Below are 17883 nucleotides of genomic sequence, written 5' to 3' on the forward strand. Positions count from 1 at the left end.
CGCTCACCGCCTGGATCGACCAGCACCAGGCCCAACAGGCGGAAGGCGGTGAGTAGCTGTGCCGTCCCTGAACTTCACCTTGATCGGGCACGACGCGCTCTCCCGGGTGCTAGACCGGGTGGGGGACAGCGCACAGCGGCTGCACCGGCGGATCAACGACGCCACCACCAGCGCGGGCAACAGCCTCAGCACCTTCACCCGGGATACGACCACCCGGATGTCGCGGATGCAGCGCGACACCGACGCGGGCGCCAAGGCCCTGGAGGAGTTGAGGAAGACCACGCAGCTGCTGGCGCCGGCTGCGATCCCGGCGGCTGCGTCGCTCGTACCGATCGCGGCGGGCGCCGCCACGGTGGGCGCTGCGGTGGCAGCCATGGGTGCCGCCCTCGTCCCTCAGATCTCCGCCCTCGGGGACATCGCGGAGGCGCAGAAGAAGTACGACGACGCGGTGCAGAAGAACGGCGCCCACTCGAAGGAGGCCGTCACCGCCCAGGCCGAGCTGGCGCAGACGGTGGGGAAAGTGCCGCGGCCGACCCGCGAGGCGGCGGCGGCCGTCGGTGTCCTGAAAGACGAGTACAAGGACTTGTCGGACTCCCTGGCCGGCGACACGATGGCGCCCTTCACCAAGGGTGTCGCGCTCGCCAACGCGTTGCTGCCGAAGACCACTGGGCTGGTCAAGGCCTCCAGCGACGAGGCCGACCGGTTCATCGGCATCATCGGCGGCGAGATGGCCAGCCCGGGCCTGGACCGCCTGACCAGCGAGTTCACCTCCTTCGCGCAGAAGACGCTGCGCAGCGTCAACGACGAGATCGTGCACCTGCTGCGCACAGCCGACGAGGGCGACGTCGGTGGGCCGGCCCGCGAGTTCATGGCCTGGGCCCGCGCGCAGGGACCGGCCGTCGGCGACGTCCTGCGGGATGTGGCGCTGGCCCTGGTCCACGTGCTGGAGGCCGGCAGTGACGTAGGAGTCGGGCTGCTCCAGGTGGTCGGGGTCCTGGCGCACCTGGCGTCCGCCGTCCCCCCGTCCGCCATCTCCACCTTCCTGCAGCTGGCGGTGGCGCTGAAGCTGACGAAGGCGGCGGCGCTCGGGCTGGCCGCCGGCCGCACGGCCATCGCCGGTGTCGCGGCGCAGCTCCTCGCCATGCAGGGCGCGGCCTCCGGCGCCCCGACCCGTCTGCGGGCGGTCGGCATCGCGATCGGCGCGATGTCCCGCAGCGCGAAGGTGGCCGTCGCCGGTACCGGGATCGGGCTGCTCATCCTCGCCCTGACCGAGCTGTCGCAGAACAGCAGAAGCACGCCCCCGGACGTCGACAAGCTCACGAACTCCCTGCGGCAGCTCGGGGCCACGGGCAAGACGACCGGTGAGGCAGCGAAGGCGTTCGGCTCCGACCTCGGCGGCCTCTACGACAAGGTCCGCTCGCTCACCGACCCGTCGACCACGGACAAGGTCCAGCAGTTCATCGTGTCGATCGGCGGTCTGGCCGACTGGGACTCCACCCCGGTCAAGGACGCCAAGGCCAACATCGACGCCATCGACAAGTCGCTGGCCGGCCTGGTGCAGAACGGGCAGGCCGACCTCGCCGCGGCCGCGCTGAAGCGGCTGACCGCCGAGTACGGCAAGGGCGGCCGGGACACCAGCGAGTTCACCAGCAAGCTGAACGACTACAAGGACGCCCTGGCCGACAGCCGGTTCGAGGCGGAGCTGACGGCCCAGTCACAGGGCATCTTCGGCGCCCAGGCCCAGGCGGTCCAGGCCAAGCTGACCGCGCAGAAGACCTCAGCCGATGCTCTGCGGCAGTCCCTCCAGGCGCTCAACGACGTCAACCGCGCCGGGCTCGGCGGGATGATCGGGTTCGAAGCGGCGATCGACGCCGCGGCGAAGGGCGCCAAGGACTACAACGACGTCCTGTCCATGAGCAACGGGCAGCTCTCCATCGGCACCGACAAGCAGCGCCAGGCCGCGCAGCTCCTCAGCGACCTGGCAGCCAAGACCGAGGATGCGGCGGCGAGCCAGCGGGACGCCGGGGCCAGCTGGGAGACGGTCAACGGGATCTACCAGCGCGGCCGGGACTCCCTGATCGCGAACGCCCGGGCGATGGGTCTGAACAAGGCCGAGGCCGCGGCGCTCGCGGACCAGATCCTGAAGATCCCGGACCGGAAGGCCCGGGTCTCCATGGAGACCGAGGACGCGCGGGGCGACCTGGACGCCTTCATCGGGAAGGTGCAGAAGTCCCCCAGCTCGAAGAGCGTCACCCTGAAGACGCTGTCTGGCGCGGCCGAGAAGATTCTGGAGGCGTTCGGGTACAGGGTCACCCACCTCAAGGACGGCTCCGTCACGGTCAGCGCGACGACAGGGACCGCGCTGAACAACCTCTACGCGGTGAAGCGCGCACGGGATGCCCTGTCCGACAAGAACATCACGATCACCACCAACCGCGTCACCCGGTTCACCTCGGTCCAGGGTGGAACGGTCGTCGCGAAGCGCGACTATGCCCGCGGCGGGCGCGTGCGCGGGTACGCCGGTGGCGGCGACGTGCAGTACTTCCCGGACGGCGGCTACGTCACCGGCCCCGGTACCGCCACGTCCGACAGCATCTGGGCGGCGTTCGCGTCCGGCGCCCGGGCGCGGGTGTCGAACACCGAGTACGTGGTCCGCTCGGCCGCGGTCGCCAAGTACGGCGTGCCGTTCCTGGACGCGATCAACTCCGGGCAGCTCAACCCCGCCCTGGTGGGGGTCGCCGGATTCGCCGGCGGCGGGCTGACCGGTGCCGGGGCCGATGCGGCGCGCGGCCTCGCCCAGGGGCTCACCGGCAGCACGACGACCGTGGACGCCGCCGCCCGCTCCATGGCCGCGGCGGTCACCGCCGGCGTGAAGGCGGAGCTGGAGATCGCGTCGCCGTCGAAGAAGATGAAGGCCCTCGCCGCGGACATCGGCAAGGGCCTGATCATCGGCCTCACCGGCAGCCGGGACAAGATCAAGGCGACGGCGGCCGACCTGTCCAAGGACATCAAGGAGGCGTTCTCCGGCAAGAAGGAGAGCCGGCTCCTGGCCATGGTCAGCCGGGAGACCAAGAAGCTGCAGGATCTCGCCACGAAGCGGGACAAGCTCGCGGCGAGGATCGCCGAGGCCAAGCAGTACGCCGGTGATCTGACGAAGAACGCGAGGCAGCAGGCGAGCTTGTCCGGGCTCGGGATGTCGCCGGAGGAAGTCACGGCCGGCCGGATCAAGAGCGGGCTGCAGTCCAAGCTGGCGCAGATCAAACGGTTCTCCTCCTACATCTCCACCCTGGCCAAGCGCGGGCTGAGCAAGAGCCTGCTGAGGCAGGTCCTCGACATGGGGCCGATCGACGGCTACGCCTACGCCTCGGCGCTGGCCGGTGCCGACAAGGCGACCTTCAACTCGATCAACGCCGCTCAGAAGCAGATCGACTCGGAGTCGACCAAGTTGGGCCGCCAGGGCGCGGACATCCTGTACGACTCGGGGAAGAACGCAGGCAAGGGATTCCTGGCTGGGCTGGCCGCCCAGCAGAAGGACATCGAGAAGCTCATGCTCAAGATCGCCAAGGGCATGGAGAAGTCGATCAAGAAGGCGCTGGGCATCAAGAGCCCCAGCACCGTCCTGGCGAAGCTCGGCGTCTACTCCGCTCAAGGCCTGGCCCGCGGCCTGCTCGAAGGTCTGCCCCACGTCGACCGCGCCCTGGACGTCGTCACCGGCCGGGTCGCCGCGACCCGCCCGGTCATCGGCCGGCCGGCGGTCGTCGCCAGCAGCGGTCAGGTCCCCACGATCAACATCACGATCAACGGCGCCCTCGACCCCTACTCCACCGCGCGCGAGCTGGACAAAGTCCTCAGCAAGTACCGGCGCGGCCGGGGCGGCGCCGGCTACACCTTCGCCACCTAAGGAGGTCCCCCGTGCCGCTGCTGGTGGAGATGGGTTGGGGCGGGGTGGTGCAGCTACCTGCCACGATCACGTGGACGGACGTCACGCCCTACACCGATGTGGTGCAGGGCGTGGCCATCACCCGAGGCGCCGCCGACGAGCTGGCGGAGACCCAGCCCGGCACGGCCACCGTCATCCTCGACAACTCGGACGGGAGGTTCACCCCGGGTAACACGGCGTCGCCGTACTACCCCTACGTGCGGCGCAACGCGCCGATCCGTATCTCGGCCGTGGTCATCCCGACCAAGTCGGGGATCCTGTTCCCGCGCTCGATGGCCCAGCTCGGCGATGCCTTCGATGACGGGCAGGTCAACACCAGCCGGTGGCCGACCAACACCCACGCCGTCGAGACCGCGGACGGGCGGCTGCGGATTCCGCTCGCCCCCGGCGTGGACACCAGTTTCGCGTCCGCGCGGGAGTGGACCCTCAGGGCGGGCCGGCTCACGGCGAAGCTGGTCACGGTCCCTCAGGCCGGGGGCAGCACGAACGCCGCGGCGTCGATGTGGGTGACGTCGACCACCTCGGGGACGCGGATCGGCTGGCGGTACGACGCGGTCGCCGGCGTCCTCGCCGCCATGTCCCAGGTGGGCTTCTCCGATCCGACGCCGGTCACCCTCCCGTACTCAGCCATCGACCACGTGTGGCTCAGGGTCCGGGAGACGGCCGGCACCGTCTACTGGGAGACCTCCGGGGACGGCTACACCTGGACCGTACGGCGTACCCTCGCCACGCCCAGCTGGGTCACCAGCGAGACGCACGCCGCCGAGTTCCCCACCACGCGCACGGGCGGGACCGGCGACGTCATCGAGTGGGCCCTGGTCGGCGGCATCGTCTTCCCCCGGTTCTACGGCATGGTCAACGAGTTCCCGGTCGACTGGGAGGGCCTCGTCTCCAAGGTCCGCATCTCCTGCACCGACCTGTTCAAGCGGCTCAACAGGTTGCCCGCGCTGCGCTCGATGCTCGTGGAGGAGATCATCCAGCACGGCTCACTGGTGTACTACCCGCTGACCGAACCCGCCGAGTCCGTGACCTGCGGCGATCTGTCCGGGGCGGCGGGCCCGTCGCTGTCCATCGCGCAGTCCGGCAGCGGTGGCACCCTCGCCCTGGCGACCATCCCCGGGCCGGCGGAGGCCACCGAGCAGCTGCCCCAGTTCACGCCCTCGTCGGCCACCGCGGGGAAGTGGCTGACCGCAGATCTCGGGGCCGCAATCCAGCAGCAGCTGACCGGTCAGCGCATGGTGATGGAGGCCTGGTTCCAGACCACCACCGGCGGCCGGGCCGTCGCCGGGATCGCCTCACCGGATTTGCAGTACCAGCACATCCTCTCCCTGACCGCGAGCGGCACCCTCCAGATCGAGTGGACGATCGACGGCACCGTGCAGGCCGACGTCATCACGGCAGCCAGCGGCCTGGCCGATGGCCGCTGGCACCACGTCCTGTACGACCAGCGGACCAGCGCGGTGTGGGTCGACGGCATCCAGGTCGCCACGACGACAGCGGACTGGGGCTACAACGAGCGGGTGCTGCACGTGGGTGGCTACCGCGGCACGCGTCTGTGGTCCGGCTCGGTCGGGCACGTCGCGGTGTACGCGGCACCCAGCGCTAGCGGCGCCACCCTCGCCAGCCACTACAACGCCGGCGCCACCGGCTTCGCGGGCGAGACCGCCGACGTGCGGATCGCGCGACTGGCGAGCTACGCGCAGATCCCCTCGGTCACGATCGCCGGAACCGTGCACGACCCGATCGCCTCGCAAGGTCCGGCCGGGTCCACCGTGGTGGCCCGGATGCGGGAGGTGGAGTCCACCGAGTCCGCGCGCCTGTTCGCGGACCGGGCCAGCTACGGCATGACGTACCAGTCCCGGGGCCTGCGCTACAACCCGTCACCCGGCGGCGAGGCGTTCAGCGTCGCCTACGCCGACCTGGAGACCCGATCGGTGGAGGTCGCCGACGACGACCAGAAACTGGTCAACGACGCCACCGGCTCCCGCCCGGGCGGTGCCACGCAGCGCGTCACCGCGGCCTCCTCGGTGCTGGCGTTCGGGGCGTATCCGCAGGAGCTGACCGTGCTGAAGACCTCGGACAACAGCGTGCTGGACGCCCTGTACTGGCTGGTGTCCCGCTACGCCAACCCCGGGCCCGAGTTGCGCGAGGTGCCGATTGAGGCGTCCACGCTCTCCACCTACCAGGCGATCCTCGCCGCCGACATCTCCAGCTACTTCAGCGTCACCGGCCTGCCCAGCCAGGCGCCGGCCTCATCGCTGCGGGTCACGATCGAGGGCTACACCGAGACGATCCGCCAGGGCTCCCACCTCATCCAGTTCCACACGTCCGCCACCACCACCGACAGCGTGTGGGTCCTGGACGACGCCACCTACTCCGTCCTCGACTCCACCACCCGCCTCGCCTACTGAAAGGGGCCACCGTGCCCATCGCCGTTGTGCGCGCCGAGACCTTCTACCTGCCACCGCCCCCGGAACCCGCCGACGCCTGGGCGGACGTCCCGGCCGCGCTGCTGGTCTGGCGCTGGTACGAGTCCCGCATGGGCCGCCGCGTCGTCCCGCCGGCGGACACCGAGCAGACCGGGGAGAGCTACTTCGCGCGGATCAACCAGAACCGGTGGATCGCCGACTGCTCCTCCTGCGGGTCGGCCGCGGTTGTCTCCCCGGCCGACCCCCGCTACGCCTGCACCCAGTGCAGCTGGGGCTGGTGCACGCTCGTCTTCCCCGCCGACGTCGCCGCGGTGGAGGCCAGCCTCATGGGCCTGAAGCCCGCGCTGCGGAACTGGTGGAACGCCGACGACCCGGCCAACCCTGACGCGCCCGTGCCCGAGCCGACGCCCGAGCCGGAGCCGGGCCCGCAGCTGGAGGTCTGACGTGACGTTCTCGCCCCGCACCTGGGTCGTCGGCGAGACGGTCTCCGCCGCGCTGATGAACCAGGAGATCCGCGACCAGCTGAACAGCATGTTCGCCGCGTGGACGGTGTACACGCCGACATGGAGCGCGAGCACCGCTCCGAGCCTGGGCAACGGCACCATGAACGGGCGCTACATGAAGATCGGCCGCATCGTCATCGCCGAGGTCAACCTTTTCCCCGGCTCCCAGACCACCTACGGCGCAGGCAGCTGGGCGTTCTCACTGCCCGTCACCTCCGCCTCGAAGTCGACCACCTCCCTGGTGATGGCCCGCATGTACGACGCGTCGACCAGCGCGAACTACTGCGGCGTGGGGCAGATCGGCAGCAGCGACACCGCGGCCCGGTTCATCGCACCGTCGGGCAGCACCGTGAACGTCTCGGCGGCCAGCCCCTTCACCTGGGCGGCCGGCGACGAGTGCCGCATCGCCATGGTCTACGAGTCCGCGTCCTGACCCGTCCCCATCCCCACCCCGCCCCGCGCCGTCCGGCCGGGGCGTTCGTCATGTCTGGAGCAGCACATGCCCGACCTCTGGATGCCCGGCGCCCAGCGCCTGGACATCGGCGACCACGCCCCCACCGATGGCGGCCCCGCCAAGGCGGTCGCCCACATCACCTGGGACCGCAACGCCAGCGTGGCCAAGCCGGTCGACCTCGTCCCCTATGAGAACCTCCGCGCCTACTTCTCGGGGGGCGGCGGGCGCACCGTCGCGCCGCACGTCCTGTGGGACCCGTTTACCGGCCGCGTCACCCAGTTCGTGCCGGCCACCTCCCGGTCCAAGTCCTTGGTCGACGTGAGCGGCGGCACCCGCACCAACCGCGCGGGCAGCGTCGTGATCCAGGTGGAGGCGCTCTTCTTCCCGTACTGCCGGGTCGGCGGTCGGACGTACGCGCGCCTCACCGATACCCCGTGCAAGGGCTGGGAGGAACTGCACGGCTGGGTGCACAGCTGGGGCGTGGCTGACGCCTGGCCGAACGGCCGCCCGGAGAACTGCACCCGCAACGAGAAGACCTGGGAGACGAAGAGCGGCTGGTACCCGCACAAGGGTGTCCCCGAGAACGGGCACGATGACCCGCTGTCCTGGCCGGCCTTCCCCACCTCGCCAAAGCCGACCACGAAGCCCAAGGTGTCCCTCGCCCACGTCGTGTACGCAGCCCGCCACGACCCGCCCGCCGCGCAGGGCCACACCTCCTACAAGGGCGAAGTCCTCACCGTCGAGAAGGCGCTGAAGGCCGAGGGACTGCTGCCCGCCGAGTACGTGGACGGCAGCTTCGGCACAAAGACCGTCACCGCCTACGCGCGCTGGCAGCGCTCCCCGGCCGGCGGCGGCTACACCGGCGACGACGCCGACGGCATCCCCGGCGAGAAGTCCCTGCGCCTGCTCGCCGCCCGGCACGGCTTCACCGTTACCGACTGACCGAAGGGGTCACCATGCGAATCTCCAGCATCGCCAAGAGCATCGTGGCCGGACTCGCCGCCGGCGCCACCGCGGCGGTCACCGCCGTGCAGGACGGCACCGTCACAACCGGCGAGGGCGTGACCATCGTGCTCGCCGTCCTCGGCGCCTGGGGCATCACCTGGGCCGTGCCCAACCGCACGACGCCGGGCGTCTGATGCGCGCGGCGGCCCGGCGGCTCCAGCAGCAGCTGGGCCGCCGCGGCGCACTCCTCACCCTCAAGGGCATCATCGCCACGCTCTACGGCTTCAGCCTGTTCGTCCAGCCCGCCCACGACCTACGCGGCCTCCACCTGCTCGTGCGGCTGATGCCGCTGGACGCGTGGGCGGCTGCCTGGGTGATGGCCGGGACGGCGGCGCTGGTGTGCGCATGGCTGCCACCACGCCGGGACTGGCCCGGATACCTCGCCGTGTGGGGCATCACCGCGCCCTGGTCCATGTCCTACCTGGTGGCCTGGTGGCCGCTCGGCGAGCACCCGCGGGGCTGGGTGGTCGCCCTGATCTTCGGCGCGTTCGGCGGGGTCTGCCTCGTGGCGATCGGCTGGGACGAGCCTCCCGCACGATCGGAGCCGCTGCGTGAGACCTGAGATGCTGACCGCGCTGAGCGCGCTGGCAGTCGCCCTCGTCACGGCGGCCGGCGGCATCCTCACTGCGGTCATCGGCCGACGGCAGCCGCGCCGGCCGCGCGGTGCCGAGCGGCGCGACGACTTCACCGCGGTGACCGACAAGTTGTCCGAGCACATCGCGCGCCTGGAGCGCGAGGCGGAACAAGACCGGCTCCAGGCCGAGCAGGACCGCGCGCGGATCAGCGCGCAGGAGTACGCCCTGCGCTACATCGGCGGGTGGGCCCGCTCCCTGGTCGCGTACATGCGCCAGCAGCGGCTCGAACCACCACCGCCCCCGCAGCCCATCCCCGACGAGGTCCGCCCGTACCTCCACGACATCGGCACGTGACAGCGGCCCCGCTCTCCTCCGGGAGGGCGGGGCCGCTTTCGTCATGCCCAGAGTCAGGATCCCGCGGGCGCCTGGCCGTACACCGCCACCCAGCGGTCGCCGCGCATCACGACGTCCGCGGTCTCGACCGGGCGTCCGGCGGCCTGGTCGTAGTAGGTCCGCTCGACGGCGAGCACGGGCCCGGGCGGGGTCATGCCGAGCGCCTGCGCTTCCTGCCGGGTGGCCGTGCGGGCGCGGACCCGCTCGACAGGGTCGCCGACCTCGATGCCGAGGACCCGCATCCGCGCGGCCACCCCGACGCCGGCGTACGGGCCGACCTCGGGCAGGGCGACCAGCGACTGGCCGGTGAGGGCGAGCGGCTCCCAGGACTCCGCGAGCTGCACCGGCTGGTCGTCGGCGAGGTATACGTACGAGGTGTGCATCACCGGGTCGCCGGCGGTGATGCCGAGCCGGGCCGCCACGGTCTCGCTCGCCTGCTCGGTGGTGCTGTCGTGCCGCCAGGTGCCCACGGCGCCTTGCTCGGCGGCGCCTTGCCCGAAGGGGCTGTCCTCGCTGCGCCGTCGGTGCCGGCGGACGAGCAGCTCGGGTGTCTCTCGACTGCGGACGTAGTGGCCGGCGCCGTGCCGGGACACCACCAGGCCGTCGTGGACGAGGACCGAGTAGGCCCGTGCGCCGACAGACGGCGACACGCCGTACTCACGGCCGAGTTCGGCGACGGAGGGCAGCCGGTCACCGGGCGCGAGGGCGCCGCTGGCGATCCGGCCGCGCAGCTCCTCGGCGATGACGAGGTACGGCGCCGGGTCGGCCACGGGGACCTCCAATGGGAATCGAGTGTGACGCACCTGACAGAGTACGGGGCGGCCGGTTACTCTTCGAGATGAGTTCGGCTCTACTCGAAGAGTCCGGGAGACCTTCATGTCTGCTGCCCGCTTACCGCTTGACGCCCTGCGCTCCGCGATGGAGCAGGCGGCAGGCATAGCGGCGACGGTCAGCGACCGCGGCTCATACGTTCGCGTGTCCGTGCCGGTACCGGTCGGGAAGGCAGAATTCGCCGCGCTGCTGGAGGTGCTTCTGGCCGCCGAGTCGTGGGGCAGCAGCGACGGCACCGGCGAGGTTCTCATGTGGGCAGCCATCCGGAAGGACGGCCCGAAGTGACTCATCTGCCCTCGGCGCTGGAGCTGACACGCAGCCAGTACTCGGGCTGGGCCTGCGTCTGGTGCGGCGCGTCCCTCGCTCGCGGCGGTGTCAGCGTGGGCCGGGTGCAGGGCAGTATCGGCGCCCACGACCTCAGCGTTGAGGTGTACGCCTGCTCGCTCGACTGCCCGGGCCGGGGCCCGGCCGACTTGCCTGGAGGTGCTCGGTGAGCATCCCGCTGTCCCCGCCGCCGGCGGTGCATCCGCCGCTTGATCCGCCACGGCCGGTGCTCGGCTGCGCTCAGTGTGCCGCCCTGGTCCAGCAGCGCGCCGAGGCCCGTGCGGCGGGCGACTTCTCCCGGGTGAGTGACTGCCATGTGCTGATGCGTCGGCACGCGCGGCAGGCCCGGCACAAGCCGACATGACCCACGATCTCCCGCCGTGGCCATGACAGGGATCGGCCGCGGCGGGCCGGACGGCCGCCCCTGCCCCCCGTCGGGGGCGGCCGTCATCCAACGAGGTCTCGCAGGGGGATATCGAGCACGCAGGCGATGCGCAGGAGTGTGGACAGCTGCACATCTTCGCCGGCCTCCACCCGCTGTAGGGTCCAGCGGCTGATTCCCGCAGCCAGGTAGACCTCGTCCTGGGTGAGGCTCTGGCGTAACCGTTCTGCGCGGATGCGGCCTCCGATGTGTCGGCGCCGGTCGATGATCCAACCGTCGTCGGTGGGGAGGTCTCGCACCGAGCCAGCGTTGACCACTCATGATCGAATGTCTGCCCAATGTGTTTGGCTTTTTGTGATCTTGCAGGCATGATGCCGCCAGCGCCAGAGCAGATGCGCCTGCGTGATACGCCCCCACTCTCAGCCCTGCGGCACCATGCATCCGCCGCAGGGTCAGGGGCGTGCGGTGAATTCGAACGCATGTTCACTCTATCGAGTGAAACCCCTGGTCAGCGGAGCTTCGATCCCTGAAGATGCAGTGTGCACATAGGCGTGCTGGGGTCATCCGGCTGGTGCCCCACGGTGACGGCCCCGGCACAAGAGCACCCCCGCGTTTCTGGCGGATGCCGGAGCGCGGGGGTTGCTCGTTGCAGCGCTGACCTGGGGGAACTCCATGATCGTTTAGTCGAGATTTAGTCGACCGGACCGCGTAGTGAAGGCGTAGTCAGCCCGTATTGAGTGTGTAGTCAGACTGGCTCCCGAGGGAACGAGAAAGGCCCCGGAACTCTCTGACCTGCGAGTTCCGGGGCCTAACCCCTGTTCAGCCGTGTGCCCCCGGCAGGATTCGAACCTGCGACACCCGCTTTAGGAGAGCGGTGCTCTATCCCCTGAGCTACGAAGGCGGGGATCTGTCGGTTTGTCGCCGACAGGGTGGGTGGCCTACTGGTAGGTGTGGGCCACCGCCGACAGTGTAGCGGGTGGGGCGCCCCGGGGTGCCGGTGGGCGTCAGGCCGGCAAGGGCGGGTAGTCCGTGTAGCCGGTGGCGTCGCCGCCGTAGAACGTGGACGGGTCCGCGGAGGTGAAGGGGCCGCCTGTCGCGAGGCGGTGCGGGAGGTCGGGGTTGGCGAGGAAGAGCCGGCCGAAGGAGATCAGGTCGGTGGTGCCGTTCTCGATCAGGGACAGTTCCTCGGGGCCGGTGGGGCGTTCCCCGGTGTGCGGGTTGAGGATGAAGGTGCCCGGGAAGAGGTGGCGCAGCGCGAGCGTCAGCTCGCGGTCTCCCGCCTCCATGACGTGCAGGTAGGCCAGGTTCAGCGGGGCGACGCGCCGGACGAGAGCCTCGTACGCGGGGCGCGGGTCCGGCTCCTCCATGTCGTTGAGCGACGAGCCGGGGGACAGGCGCAGGCCGGTGCGGTCCGCGCCGATCTCGGTGGCCACCGCGGCGACCACCTCGACGGCGAAGCGGACGCGGCCTTCGGTCGAACCGCCCCATTCGTCGGTGCGCCGGTTGCTGTTGGGGGCCAGGAACTGCTGGATCAGGTAGCCGTTGGCGCCGTGCAGTTCGACGCCGTCGAAGCCGGCGTCGACCGCGTTGCGTGCCGCCGTCACGTGGTCGGTGATGGTCTGCGCGATCTCGTCCGGGGTCAGTTCGCGCGGGGTGACGAAGTCCTTCGGTCCGTCCGGGGTGAAGCACCGGCCCTTGGCCGCGACCGGTGAGGGGCCGACCGGCACCAGGCCGTCCGGAAGCAGCGCCGGGTGGCCTATCCGGCCCGTGTGCATCAGCTGCGCGAAGATCTTCCCGCCCTTGGCGTGCACCGCGTCGGTGACCTTGCGCCAGGCCGCCACCTGCTCGGCGCTGTGCAGGCCCGGGGTGTAGGGGTAGCCCTGGCCGACGACGGAGGGTTGTGTGCCTTCGGTGATGATCAGGCCGGCGGAGGCGCGCTGGGCGTAGTACTCCGCGGTCAGCTCCGAGACCAGGCCGCCGTAGGCGCGGCTGCGGGTCATGGGTGCCATCACGATCCGGTTGGCGAGCTGGTGGGTTCCGCCGATGACGACCGGGTCGAACGCAGTGGGCATGGTGGGGCTCCTCACGTGACTGTACGGATTACTTGGCTGGCCAATAGTTTCCGTCCGGCCACTGTAGCCCATGTGCTTGGCCAGCCAACATAATGAGACGTACGCATCCCCACAGGAGGTCTCCGCTCATGCCGCGCACCCCGTCGGGCAACCCCGACGACACCCCCACCCCGCCCGTCGACGCGGGCGGCGAGATCAGCCACACGATCTCCCGCGTCGCCCGCGCCCACCGGGTCGCCGCCGGTCAACTGCTGCGCCGGCTGGGCCTGTACCCGGGGCAGGAGCTGCTGTTGATGCGGCTGTGGGAGTCCGGGCCGCAGCGTCAGTCGGCCCTCATCAAGGAGCTGGACCTCGACCCGTCCACGGTGACCCGGATGGTGCAGCGCCTGGAGCAGGCCGGGTTCGTCACCCGTGGCGCCGATCCCGGCGACCGCCGGGCCGTCCTCGTCACGGCCACGGAGGCCGGCGAGGCGCTGCGTGAGGGCGTCGGGCGGATGTGGCAGGAGCTGGAGGAACGCACGCTGGCCGGGCTCGGCGGGGACGAACGGGCGCACCTGGCGCGGCTCCTCGCCGCCCTGGAGCACAACCTCACGACCGGTTGACGGCCACGCCGGCACCCACCGACCCCCCACTGCCGTCAGCCGTCAGCCGTCAGCCGTCAGCCGTCAGCCGTCAACCGTCAACCGTCAACCGTCAGCCGTCGGCCGACACCCGCTGCCTACCGCCGGTCCGTGCCTACCGCCGGTCCGTGCCTACCGCCGGTCCGTGCCTACTGCCGGTCCGTGCCCACCGCCGGTGCGCCGCGCCCCGTTCAGGACATGGGTACGCGAGTGAAGCGGGACGCCGTGTGCAGGTCCCGTTGGATGGCGTCGGCCGTCGCGTGGAGGGCCGGCAGGAGGTGGCGGACGCAGTCCTCCAGGGTGCGGCGGGCCGTGTGCGTGGCGACGTTCACGGCGGCGACCGCGCGGCCCGTGCGGTCCCGTACCGGTACGGCGACCGACCGCAGGCCGGACTCCAGTTCCTCGTCGGCCAGGGCATAGCCCTGGGTTCTGATCCGGGCCAGCTCCGGGGACAGGGGGCCGTCGGCGTCCGCCAGCAGGACGCGGCCCAGAGAGGTCGCGGCGGCCGGCAGCCGCGCGCCCACCGGTATGCGCACGGTCAGGACACGGCTCGTGCCCGCGCCCGCCGTGTACTGGACCTCCGTGCCGTCGGGCGTCAGTACGGCCAGTGCCGCCGCCTCGCCCACCCGGTCCGCCAGCGCGCGCAGCCGAGGTTCCGCGAGGCGGGAGAGTGACGTCCCGGACAGCGGCGGGAAGCCGAGGTCCAGGACGCGCGGGGTGAGGATGAAGGCGCGGTCGTCGTGCGCGGCGGTGGCCACCAGGCCCAGGTGCTCGTGGGTGAGCAGCGCCCGGCGGGCGGTCGCCCGGGACAGGCCGGTCGCCCGGGCCACGTCCGTCAGGGACAGCGCCGAGCGGCCCTCGCCGAAGGCCGTCAGCACCGTCAGGCCCCGGGCCAGCGACTCCACGAAGTCCCGGCCCAGTTCCTGCTTGGACGCCGTCGTCCAGGTGGCGAGGCCGGCGGGTGCGGGCCCCGGCGCGGGCGGCGGCGCGGTCCGCAGGCCGGCCTCCATCGCCTCCACCGCCGTACGCAGCCGGGGCAGCAGGGTGGCGGGCAGTTCCTCCGCCGGGTGCCGGCTGGTGTGGCTGACCACGCTCGCCACGCAGGCCAGACGGCCGGTGCGAGGGTCGTGCACCGGGGCGGACACCGCGACCAGGCCCGGCTCGATCAGCTGGTCGTCCAGGGCCCAGCCGTCCCGGCGGGCCGCCCGCACCCGGTCCGCGAAGGCCGCCTCGACGGCGTCCGCCTCGTCGGAGAGCGCGGCGGGGACGGGGTCCGGGCGCGGGGGTACGGCCGGGAACGCGGTGTCCCGCGGATCGCCGGCCCGGCGCGCCCGCCACCGGCTCCAGTCCCCTTCCGTCCACTCCGTGGCGAACAGCGCGCCGGGCGCGGTGCGTTCGGCCGGCAGCAGGTCGCCGATGCGGAAGCTGACGGACAGCGCGCGGCGGCGGGTGGCCTGGTGGACGAAGCGGATGCCGTCCCGGTCCGGGACCGCCAGCGACACCGACTCGTCCAGTTCGTCGGCGAGGGCGTCGGCGTGCGCGCCGAGCAGCGCGGGCAGGCGCAGGGCGGCGAGGTAGGCGTTGCCCAGCTCCATCACGCCCGGGGTGAGGACGACGTCCCGGCCGTCGAGGCGTACGTGGCCCATGCGGGCCAGGGTCGCGGTGATCCGGTCCACCGTGGAGCGGGCGAGACCGGTGGCCCGTTCCAGCGCGCCCGGGCTCAGCGTGCCGCCCGCTCCGGCCAGCCGGCGCAGTACCGCGACTCCGCGCACCAGCGGCCCGACCGCCTCCGCCGGTGCCCCGGCCCCGCCCCCGGCGCGGGTGTCGGCATCCACTGCGGTCATCGCGGGCATCGTCTCTCCGGTACGGCGTCAGGGCACGCCTACGGTAACCCCGTAAGGGGCGGGCCATCCTTCTCGTACGGACCCGGAGCCACGCCGCAGCCCGGCCGCCCGCAGCCCGGCAGGCGTCCCTCCCCGGACCCGGACCCCCACGGGTCACCGGCCCGTCGCGCGAACAGTCCGGCAGGCCCGGCAGCCCCCATGGACACCCGCCGTACGCCACCCCTCAAGACTCATCCGCCACCCGCACCACACCCCCGCCCCGGCTCACCCGGATCCGGTAGTTTCCCTCCGTGTCCGTCGAGACCACCCGCACGCTGATCCCGTGCCGTGGGTCCTTGAAGGTCTCGCCGGCGGCGAACGGCGCGTCGGAGAGTTCGGCGTGGACGTTGGGGCTGCGGGTGCAGCCGCCGCTGCCGCGGTGGCTGTCGAAGACGGTGACCGGGCCGCGGCCGGTGTCGACCGCCGCGTCGATCTTGTAGATGAGGACGCCGGGACGGCACACCGTCTCGTCGTTGCCGCCCTGCGCGCGGACCTCCAGCGCGTAGGTGGTGCGCGCGGTGACCGGTATGAGGACCAGCTTGCCGCCGCCCTGCTGGAACAGCGGGGAGAGGGTGAACTCCACGCTGCCGGGGGCCGCCGCGCAGCCGACCTGGCCGCCGTCCAGCCAGCCCAGCTTCCACTTGTGCCAGCCGAGCAGGTCGTTGTTGGCCCCCCAGTCCTCGCTCATGATGTCCCAGTGCCCGACCGCGCCTCCGCCGTCCTGCGTGTACAGGTCGGGCAGGCCGAAGGTGTGGCCGTTCTCGTGCGGCAGCACCCGGTAGCCGGTGCGGTCGTAGGACCCGGAGCCGTCGTCCTGGCGGGAGTAGACGAAGGAGGCGTTGGAGACGCGCACGCCGTCGGCGACCGGAGCGTCGTCGTTGCCGGCGAAGGTCACGGACAGCACGGTGTCCAGCGCGGAGGGGCCGGCGTTCGGGGTGACGAGCACGTTCAGCAGGTCGTAGGCGCGGAAGTCCACCCTCGGGTCGGCGGCGGCCACGAGGTCCTGCACCAGGCTGCGGTAGCCGGGGTCGAAGGGCGCGCCGCGCTCTATGCCGTAGTCCCGGAACGGCTTCGGCATGCGCAGCCAGGTGGTGACGGGGGTCTCGGGACGGTAGTCGAGACGGCCGTACGAGGCGGTGTGGAACCAGTCCTGGGTGCGCGGGAAGAACTCGTGGAAGCGGTCCATCGCGGCACCCTCGCCGGGCGCGTCGGGGAAGTCGACCATCAGGGTCAGGGCGTGGACCGTGCCCGTGGAGCGGGAGTAGCCGGCCGGCGTGGGCAGGCCCTCGGTCATCTGCACGTCCAGACCGCCGCGGATCATGCAGGGGAGCAGTGCGGAGGAGCGGGCGAGGCCCGTGGGCCCGGCGGTGGTGGGCGCCGTCAGGTGTCCGGTCCCCGCCGAGGTGCCGACCGCGAGGGTCAGTGCGGTCACCACGGTCAGGGCGGCCACCCGGCGCGGGCGTATGCGGCGGCGGGGCTGCGGCTGCATGCGGGGACCTTTCGCGCCACGGCAGCCCTGGTCTCCGGCTGCACCCTTGCGCTCACCCTGGGGCGGCGGGGCGGCGGGCGCGCGCTGGAGGAGACCGATGGTGGGAAACCGGGTCCGCGGACGGGTGAAACCCGGCGGACGATGCTTGTGTCCCAGGTCACAACGATTCTTCGGGCGGACGGGAAATAACCGGGGACGCTTTCCCCGTTTAGCCCTGTGTCCGAGCGAAACGGGGAGCCAGTCCCCGGTTCGCCCCTCGATCCAAGGAGTGCCCCGTGTCCGCCGCCACCGCCCCCGCCGAGCGCAAGGTGACCCGGCCGCGCGCCGACGCCCTGCGCAACCGGGAGCGGATCGTCACCGCCGCCCGGGAAATGATCGTCGAGCACGGCGCGGACGTGCCGATCGACGATATCGCCCGCCGGGCCGGCGTCGGCAACGCCACGGTGTACCGCAACTTCCCCGACCGGGACGCCCTCGTCCGCGAGGTCGTCTGCTCCGTCATGGACCGCACGGCCGGAGCGGCCGAGCTGGCCCTGGCGGAGAGCGGGGACGCCTTCAGCGCCCTGGAGCACTTCGTGCACGCCGCCGCGGACGAGCGGATCGGCGCGCTGTGCCCCATGGTGTCCAGCACGTTCGACCAGCACCACCCCGACCTGGAGGCCTCCCGTGAGCGCGTCGAGCGGCTCATCGAGGAGGTCATGGGCCGGGCCAAGGCGGCCGGGCAGCTCCGGCCGGACGTCGGCGTGGGTGATCTGATGATCGCCGTGGGCCAGCTGAGCCGGCCCCCGGCCGGCACGGACTGCCTGCGCGGCGACCGCTTCGTCCACCGTCTTCTCCAGTTGTTCCTCGACGGCCTGCGGGCGCCCGCCCGCTCCGCCCTGCCGGGTGAGGCCCTCAGCATCAGGGAGCTGCGCGCCTCCTGACCGATCAGTTCAGCTCCCGCGCACAGTCCACCGACAGCACGGCGGCGGTTCGTACGGCCG

Annotated in this window: 17 protein-coding genes and 1 tRNA gene; 11 read left to right on the forward strand and 7 right to left on the reverse strand. The window is 71.8% G+C overall.

The genetic code is table 11. The annotated features are described in order from the left end of the window. Positions 1-58: 58 nt before the first annotated feature. The 8 genes from SCK26_RS21990 to SCK26_RS22025 all read left to right on the forward strand — a co-directional run bounded on the left by SCK26_RS21990 (position 59) and on the right by SCK26_RS22025 (position 9260). Complete coding sequence (locus SCK26_RS21990) at positions 59-3901, forward strand: hypothetical protein (protein ID WP_318203029.1); 3843 nt, start codon at positions 59-61, stop codon at positions 3899-3901. Between the two features lie 11 nt (positions 3902-3912). Continuing rightward, positions 3913-6351, forward strand: a complete 2439-nt coding sequence (locus SCK26_RS21995) for a LamG-like jellyroll fold domain-containing protein (RefSeq protein WP_318203030.1) — start codon at positions 3913-3915, stop codon at positions 6349-6351. A gap of 11 nt (positions 6352-6362) precedes the next feature. Continuing rightward, the gene (locus SCK26_RS22000; protein ID WP_318203031.1) at positions 6363-6812 is read left to right on the forward strand and encodes a hypothetical protein; all 450 of its coding nucleotides are present in this window, start codon (positions 6363-6365) and stop codon (positions 6810-6812) included. 1 nt (position 6813) lies between these two features. Next, positions 6814-7305, forward strand: a complete 492-nt coding sequence (locus SCK26_RS22005; RefSeq protein ID WP_318203032.1) for a hypothetical protein — start codon at positions 6814-6816, stop codon at positions 7303-7305. Positions 7306-7371: 66 nt separating this feature from the next. Beyond that, positions 7372-8268: an endolysin gene (locus SCK26_RS22010; RefSeq protein WP_318203033.1), complete on the forward strand. Its 897-nt coding sequence runs from the start codon at positions 7372-7374 to the stop codon at positions 8266-8268. Positions 8269-8282: 14 nt separating this feature from the next. Next, on the forward strand, positions 8283-8465 hold the full coding sequence (locus tag SCK26_RS22015) for a hypothetical protein (RefSeq protein WP_318203034.1): 183 nt from the start codon (positions 8283-8285) through the stop codon (positions 8463-8465). Further along, complete coding sequence (locus tag SCK26_RS22020; RefSeq protein ID WP_318203035.1) at positions 8465-8893, forward strand: hypothetical protein; 429 nt, start codon at positions 8465-8467, stop codon at positions 8891-8893. Before SCK26_RS22015 ends, SCK26_RS22020 begins: the two co-directional genes overlap by 1 nt. Then, entirely contained in the window at positions 8883-9260 is a 378-nt protein-coding gene (locus SCK26_RS22025; protein WP_318203036.1) for a hypothetical protein, read from the forward strand. Before SCK26_RS22020 ends, SCK26_RS22025 begins: the two co-directional genes overlap by 11 nt. Positions 9261-9313: 53 nt before the next feature. Here SCK26_RS22025 and SCK26_RS22030 read toward each other — a convergent pair whose 3' ends face one another. After that, the gene (locus SCK26_RS22030; protein WP_318203037.1) at positions 9314-10069 is read right to left on the reverse strand and encodes a GntR family transcriptional regulator; all 756 of its coding nucleotides are present in this window, start codon (positions 10067-10069) and stop codon (positions 9314-9316) included. A gap of 106 nt (positions 10070-10175) precedes the next feature. Here SCK26_RS22030 and SCK26_RS22035 point away from each other — a divergent pair, with 106 nt between their 5' ends. Next, on the forward strand, positions 10176-10415 hold the full coding sequence (locus SCK26_RS22035; RefSeq protein WP_318203038.1) for a hypothetical protein: 240 nt from the start codon (positions 10176-10178) through the stop codon (positions 10413-10415). Position 10416: 1 nt separating this feature from the next. Here SCK26_RS22035 and SCK26_RS22040 read toward each other — a convergent pair whose 3' ends face one another. The 4 genes from SCK26_RS22040 to SCK26_RS22055 form a co-directional block, all read right to left on the reverse strand. Continuing rightward, positions 10417-10770, reverse strand: a complete 354-nt coding sequence (locus tag SCK26_RS22040) for a hypothetical protein (RefSeq protein ID WP_318203039.1) — start codon at positions 10768-10770, stop codon at positions 10417-10419. A gap of 131 nt (positions 10771-10901) precedes the next feature. Beyond that, entirely contained in the window at positions 10902-11135 is a 234-nt protein-coding gene (locus tag SCK26_RS22045; RefSeq protein WP_318203040.1) for a helix-turn-helix transcriptional regulator, read from the reverse strand. A 529-nt stretch (positions 11136-11664) separates the two neighbouring features. Continuing rightward, positions 11665-11737, reverse strand: a tRNA-Arg gene (locus SCK26_RS22050). Between the two features lie 103 nt (positions 11738-11840). Further along, positions 11841-12908, reverse strand: coding sequence for an alkene reductase (locus tag SCK26_RS22055; RefSeq protein ID WP_318203041.1), 1068 nt, complete (start codon positions 12906-12908; stop codon positions 11841-11843). A 128-nt stretch (positions 12909-13036) separates the two neighbouring features. Here SCK26_RS22055 and SCK26_RS22060 point away from each other — a divergent pair, with 128 nt between their 5' ends. Further along, positions 13037-13510, forward strand: a complete 474-nt coding sequence (locus tag SCK26_RS22060; protein ID WP_318203042.1) for a MarR family transcriptional regulator — start codon at positions 13037-13039, stop codon at positions 13508-13510. 209 nt (positions 13511-13719) lie between these two features. Here the strand turns inward: SCK26_RS22060 and SCK26_RS22065 are convergent, their stop codons facing one another. Together SCK26_RS22065 and SCK26_RS22070 are read right to left on the reverse strand one after the other, a co-directional pair. Continuing rightward, entirely contained in the window at positions 13720-15381 is a 1662-nt protein-coding gene (locus tag SCK26_RS22065; protein ID WP_318203043.1) for an IclR family transcriptional regulator C-terminal domain-containing protein, read from the reverse strand. Positions 15382-15595: 214 nt separating this feature from the next. Further along, on the reverse strand, positions 15596-16900 hold the full coding sequence (locus tag SCK26_RS22070; protein ID WP_318203044.1) for a M6 family metalloprotease domain-containing protein: 1305 nt from the start codon (positions 16898-16900) through the stop codon (positions 15596-15598). A 275-nt stretch (positions 16901-17175) separates the two neighbouring features. On the opposite strand from SCK26_RS22070, the gene SCK26_RS22075 reads away from it, so the two are divergent. Then, positions 17176-17823, forward strand: a complete 648-nt coding sequence (locus tag SCK26_RS22075) for a helix-turn-helix domain-containing protein (RefSeq protein ID WP_318203045.1) — start codon at positions 17176-17178, stop codon at positions 17821-17823. The last annotated feature ends 60 nt before the right edge of the window (positions 17824-17883 follow it).

The sequence above is a fragment of the Streptomyces sp. SCL15-4 genome, assembly GCF_033366695.1.
Taxonomy (GTDB): domain Bacteria; phylum Actinomycetota; class Actinomycetes; order Streptomycetales; family Streptomycetaceae; genus Streptomyces.

Coding starts and splice junctions, on each gene's coding strand:
- SCK26_RS22010 (WP_318203033.1), top strand. CDS start 7,372: ATGCCCGACCTCTGGATGCCCGGCGCCCAGCGCCTGGACATCGGCGAC.
- SCK26_RS22015 (WP_318203034.1), top strand. CDS start 8,283: ATGCGAATCTCCAGCATCGCCAAGAGCATCGTGGCCGGACTCGCCGCC.
- SCK26_RS22020 (WP_318203035.1), top strand. CDS start 8,465: ATGCGCGCGGCGGCCCGGCGGCTCCAGCAGCAGCTGGGCCGCCGCGGC.
- SCK26_RS22035 (WP_318203038.1), top strand. CDS start 10,176: ATGTCTGCTGCCCGCTTACCGCTTGACGCCCTGCGCTCCGCGATGGAG.
- SCK26_RS22040 (WP_318203039.1), bottom strand. CDS start 10,770: ATGGCAGTCACTCACCCGGGAGAAGTCGCCCGCCGCACGGGCCTCGGC.
- SCK26_RS22055 (WP_318203041.1), bottom strand. CDS start 12,908: ATGCCCACTGCGTTCGACCCGGTCGTCATCGGCGGAACCCACCAGCTC.
- SCK26_RS22060 (WP_318203042.1), top strand. CDS start 13,037: ATGCCGCGCACCCCGTCGGGCAACCCCGACGACACCCCCACCCCGCCC.
- SCK26_RS22065 (WP_318203043.1), bottom strand. CDS start 15,381: ATGCCCGCGATGACCGCAGTGGATGCCGACACCCGCGCCGGGGGCGGG.
- SCK26_RS22070 (WP_318203044.1), bottom strand. CDS start 16,900: ATGCAGCCGCAGCCCCGCCGCCGCATACGCCCGCGCCGGGTGGCCGCC.